This is a genomic window from Mesorhizobium sp. M7A.F.Ca.CA.004.04.2.1, assembly GCF_004022825.1.
In the GTDB taxonomy this organism is placed as follows: domain Bacteria; phylum Pseudomonadota; class Alphaproteobacteria; order Rhizobiales; family Rhizobiaceae; genus Mesorhizobium.
The window spans coordinates 1-4,817 of record NZ_RZPH01000427.1 but is presented as its reverse complement, the minus strand read 5'-3'; the positions used below and the strand labels follow the sequence as shown (position 1 = coordinate 4,817).

Annotated in this window: 6 protein-coding genes; 4 read left to right on the top strand and 2 right to left on the bottom strand. The window is 60.8% G+C overall.

Going from position 1 to position 4,817, the window contains the following annotated elements; all coding sequences use genetic code 11:
• The 4 genes from EN893_RS19180 to EN893_RS19165 all read left to right on the top strand — a co-directional run.
• Positions 1-425, top strand: a 425-nt coding sequence (locus EN893_RS19180; protein WP_281062488.1) for an enolase C-terminal domain-like protein, incomplete at its 5' end; no start/stop codon positions are given.
• A 9-nt stretch (positions 426-434) separates the two neighbouring features.
• A complete protein-coding gene (locus EN893_RS19175) occupies positions 435-764 on the top strand; it encodes an L-rhamnose mutarotase (protein ID WP_127269444.1) in 330 nt (109 codons plus the stop codon).
• Positions 760-1,833: a Gfo/Idh/MocA family oxidoreductase gene (locus EN893_RS19170; protein ID WP_206517064.1), complete on the top strand. Its 1,074-nt coding sequence runs from the start codon at positions 760-762 to the stop codon at positions 1,831-1,833. The genes EN893_RS19175 and EN893_RS19170 overlap by 5 nt, the downstream gene beginning before the upstream one ends.
• Positions 1,830-2,285: a MaoC/PaaZ C-terminal domain-containing protein gene (locus tag EN893_RS19165; protein WP_164748657.1), complete on the top strand. Its 456-nt coding sequence runs from the start codon at positions 1,830-1,832 to the stop codon at positions 2,283-2,285. Before EN893_RS19170 ends, EN893_RS19165 begins: the two co-directional genes overlap by 4 nt.
• Before the next feature lie 27 nt (positions 2,286-2,312).
• Here EN893_RS19165 and EN893_RS19160 read toward each other — a convergent pair whose 3' ends face one another.
• Both EN893_RS19160 and EN893_RS39890 read right to left on the bottom strand, forming a co-directional pair.
• Entirely contained in the window at positions 2,313-4,325 is a 2,013-nt protein-coding gene (locus EN893_RS19160) for a putative 2-aminoethylphosphonate ABC transporter permease subunit (RefSeq protein ID WP_127269441.1), read from the bottom strand.
• Positions 4,309-4,817, bottom strand: a 509-nt coding sequence (locus tag EN893_RS39890; RefSeq protein ID WP_128361700.1) for a TOBE domain-containing protein, incomplete at its 5' end; no start/stop codon positions are given. The genes EN893_RS39890 and EN893_RS19160, both read right to left, overlap by 17 nt.

Sequence of the window (4,817 nt, the reverse complement as noted above, 5' to 3'; positions counted from 1 at the left end):
ATATTGACGGACATGTGCGGTTGTCGAACTCGACGCCGACGCCGATCGCGATCGGCGAGTCGCTCTATTCCATTCGCCATTTTCGCGAATACATGCAGAAAGGCGCCTGCTCGATCGTGCAGGTCGATGTCGGCCGCATCGGCGGCATCACGCCCTGGCTCAAGATCGCGCACGCGGCGGAGGCCTTCGACATTCCGGTCTGCCCGCATTTCCTGATGGAACTGCATGTCAGCCTGACCTGCGCTGTTCAGAACGGCCGATACGTCGAGTACATTCCGCAGCTCGACCAGTTGACCGGCAAGCGCCTGCGGATCGAGGATGGCCAGGCGCTGGCGCCCGACGAGCCGGGCATCGGCATCGATTGGGACTGGGACGCGGTCAAGGCCATGAGCATCGCCGAATTCACCACGGCGATCACGAAATAGGAGACGGGCATGCAGCGGATGGGGATGGTTCTGCGACTGAAGCCGGAAAAGGTCGATGAGTATGTCCGCCTCCATGCCGCCGTCTGGCCCGACGTGCTGGCCATGATCTCCGCCTGCAACATCAAGAATTATTCGATCTACCTGAAGCGGCCGGAGAACCTGCTGTTCAGCACTTTCGAATATCACGGCAGCGACTACGAAGCCGACATGGCGAAGATGGCGGCCGATCCGAAGACGCAGGAATGGTGGGCGGTCTGCATGCCATGCCAGGAGCCGCTGGCGACGCGCAAAGAGGGCGAGTGGTGGGCCGAGATGGACGAGGTCTTCCATCATGATTGAAGGCGGTTTCGACCCTGCCTTGCTCGTTCAATCCTGGCCAAAACCCTCAAAACCCCGGCCGATCGTCACTTTCGGCGCCGGATCGATCGTCGGCGACGCGCATTTCCCGGCCTACAGGAAGGCCGGCTTTCCAGTAGCCGGGCTTTATGATCCCGACCACGCCAGGGCTGAAAAACTGGCCAGCCAATGGGGCGTGACGGCCTTTGGCTCGGTCGAAGAAGCTGCTGCCGTCGAGGGCGCGATCTTCGATCTTGCCACCCCGCCGTCGCGTCATGCCGATGTGCTGAAGTCCTTGCCTGATGGCGCAGTGGCGCTGATCCAGAAGCCGATGGGCAGCAATCTTGCCGAGGCGACCGCGATCCTCGAGATCTGCCGTGCCCGGAAGCTGCACGCAGCGGTGAACTTCCAATTGCGCTTCGCGCCGATGATGCTGGCGCTCAAGGGTGCTATCGGCAAGGGCTGGCTCGGCGAGATCGTCGACTTCGACGCCTGGCTGGCGCTGGCGACACCATGGCAGCTTTGGGAATTCCTGCTCAAGGCGCCGCGCGTCGAGATCGCCATGCATTCGATCCACTATCTCGACCTGATCAGGCAATTGCTCGGCGACCCCAAGGGTGTGCACGCCAAGACGCTCGGCCATCCCAACCATGCCGTGGCGCAGACGCGCACCAGCGCCATTCTCGACTATGGCGACACCGTGCGCTGCGCGCTGTCGATCAACCACGACCATAAGTTCGGCCGCCGGCACCAGGCCTGCGAGTTCCGCATCTGCGGCACAGAAGGTGCCGCCTATCTCAAGCTGGGTCTCAACCTCGATTATCCCACAGGTGAGCCGGATGTGCTGGAGATTTACCCCAAGGGTGGAACGGACTGGGTCGCGGTGCCCTTGGCCGGCGAGTGGTTTCCAGACGCCTTCGTCGGCCGCATGGCCAATGTCCAGCGTTTTGCCACCGGAGAAGATGCTATGTTGATCAGTCCGGTCGAGGATGCCTGGAGCACGATGGCGCTGGTCGAGGCGGCGTATCAGTCGAGTGCGGCACCGGCGACGCCGATCGCGGAAAGACCCTGATGGAACAGATACAGTATTTCGAAGACTATGAGATTGGCGCGTCGCGCCTGACCAGCGGCCGCACCATCACCGAGACCGACTTCATCGTCCATGCCGGCCACACCGGCGATTTCTTCCCGCACCACATGGACGCCGAGTTCATGAAGACGACGCCATTCGGCCAGCGCATCGCGCACGGCACGCTGGTGTTCTCGGTCGGCATCGGGCTGACGGCAACCGTCATCAACCCTGTCGCCTTTTCCTACGGCTACGACCGGTTGCGCTTCATCAAGCCGGTGTTCATCGGCGACACGATCCGGACGCGCACCACAATTGCGGCCAGGGAAGACGACCCGAAGAGGCCGGGGTCGGGACGGGTGATCGAACGCTGCGAGGTGATCAACCAGCGCGGCGAAGTGGTGCTGGCGGCCGACCACATCTACATCGTCGAACGCAGGCCGACGCAGGGCTGAGACTTGGGAAAGTCCTAGAGCATTTCATTATCGTACCCGCCAACCCTGAGTTCTTTTCAGGATACCTTTCGAAACAGCCACGTGAATGATCCGCGCGAATGCGTTGGTGTAGAAGATCATCATGCCCATGGCAGCAGCAGGCGCGGTGTCGCCAGCGTCGTCCATGTTGAGCACTGCAACCGAGGCGAGCGCCGTGTGTGTTGTATAGATGAAGACCACCGCGGAAACCGTCGTCATGGCGTTGACGAAAAGATAGATCGAGATGTCAAGGATTGCCGGCAGACAGATCGGCACTGTCACCCGCGTGAACAGGCGATAGAAAGGCTGCTTCAGCGAGGCCGCGACCGGCTCGAACTCACGATCGATCTGCTTCAGCGCCGTCAGGGCCGTCAAATGACCGACCGTGTAAAAGTGCGTCACGGTGCAGACGACCAGGATCGCCATTGTGCCGTAGATCGCGTGCAGCGGATTGGCCGGATTGTTGAAGAAGAAAATATAGGCCAGGCCAAGCACAAGCCCCGGCACCGCCATCGGCAGCATGGCGAGGAAGTGGAAGGCTGCCCGTCCGGTCCTGAAGCCTTCGGTCTTTTCGACGATGTAAGCGCCGACGAAGACGATGACGGTTCCAAACACAGCGGTCAGCAACGAGAGCGTGATCGAGTTGTAGTAAGAAGCCCAGCCCCCGCCATCCATGCGACCGAACGCGAAATTCTTCAGGCTGAGACTGAGGTCGTAGGGCCAGAACTTGACCAGCGCGGCGTACTGGCAAATGCCGATGATGCCGGCGATGAACAACGCGACCAGGCTGCAATAAGCCAGACAGACCAGGTCGAAGCGGCGATTGGGTTTTGCCTCGTAAGGCACCGAGCGGGCCGACAGGAGCGAAACCTGCCTACGCTGGACCAGGCGGTCGACGACGAAGGCGGCGATGGCCGGGATCAGCAAGATGACCGAGACCACCGCCCCCATCTCGAAATTCTGCTGACCAATCACTTGCTTGTAGATATCGACGGCGAGCACGTTGAACTGGCCGCCGATGACCTTCGGCAAGCCGAAATCGGTGATGACGAGCGTAAACACGACAAACGCCGCGGAGATCAAACCGTAGCGCGCGCCCGGAATGGTAACGACCCAGAACGTCCGCCACTTGCTGGCGCGCAGCGAAGCGGCGGCTTCATATTGGCGCTGGTCGGAGATCGCCAGTGCCGTCGAGATAATGATCAGAGCATGGGGAAAGGTGAAGAATATCGAGCCGACGACAATCCCCAACGGACCGTAGATCGATATGCCGCCAAGCACGCTTTTCAACAGGCCCTGGTTGCCGAACAGATAGATGAGGGCGATGCCGGGCAGTAGCGACGGCACCAGGATGGGAGCCATGGCGATGAGCCTGAATAGGCCCTTGAAGCGCATCTTGCTTCGGTTCAAAGCGTAGGCGAAGCCGAAGGCTATGCCGACCGTGATGATGGTGCTGATCAGCGCGATCAGGAAGGAGTTCTGGATCGAGCGGAACAGCGTTGGCGTCGAGAAGTAGGTTGTGTAGTTGTCCAACCCAAGCTCGCGCGCGGGCCTCAGCATAATGCGCCGAAAGGTGTTCGAATCGACTTCCTGCCATTCGGTGCCGCGATGGAGTTGCGTGCCGATCAGGAAATAAGCGTCATCGGTGGTGCCGCGGACCTTGTATTTGACCGGGCTGCGGAAACTGAAATCCGGAAAGAAGCTGGTGGCCGGCAGCCGACCATCGGAACTGGTCGCAAGCTTTTCTAGCGGGACCGCGGCGAGTTTCTCGTTCAGAGCGGCGGCCGTCACTGGCTCGCCGAAATTGCCGAGCTTGTCGCTGACCTGGAATTCGAACGCGCCAAGATCGAAGCTGTAGGTCGAGAACGATTTCGACAGCATCACGTAGAGCGGGGCTGCCAGCGACAGGACCAGATAGAACGAGATGACGACCAGCAGGCCGCGCTTGATCAACTCGTCCTTGTCGAGCGACTGTCGAAGCGCCCGACCGGACGGCATCAGGATATCAGTTGCCGCCGCCATGGCGCTCTCCTTGCGGGAAGACAAGCAGTCGGTCGGCGGGCAGTTCCACCGTTAGCGCTCCGCCTTCGGCGAGGCCGAGACGCCGCGTGGCGTTGACCGAGAAATCGGCGATCAGAATCTCGTCTCCAAGCTCTCCGCCGCGCAGCCGGGTGCGCCAGAACGAACCCAGGAATTCCATTTCACCGACGGTCACTTCGATCAGGTTTTCCGAAGTCTTCACCACATCGGGTGCTCCAGGCGAGCGCGAACCCGGCCCGTGTGGAATCACGTCTTCCGGTCGAATGGCGGCGACGACTGCTTCGCCGTTCGCAAAGCTGTGCGGCGCGCATCTGAAAGCCTTCGTCCCGAAGCCTACCGAATCTGCTCCTACCGTCGCATCGAACTTGTTGGTCTCGCCGATGAAATCGGCGACGAACAGCGTCCTGGGATGGCGATAGATTTCAGTCGGGCTGCCGACCTGCTCGATGACGCCATGGTTCATGACTACAATGC

Coding starts and splice junctions, on each gene's coding strand:
- EN893_RS19175 (WP_127269444.1), top strand. CDS start 435: ATGCAGCGGATGGGGATGGTTCTGCGACTGAAGCCGGAAAAGGTCGAT.
- EN893_RS19160 (WP_127269441.1), bottom strand. CDS start 4,325: ATGGCGGCGGCAACTGATATCCTGATGCCGTCCGGTCGGGCGCTTCGA.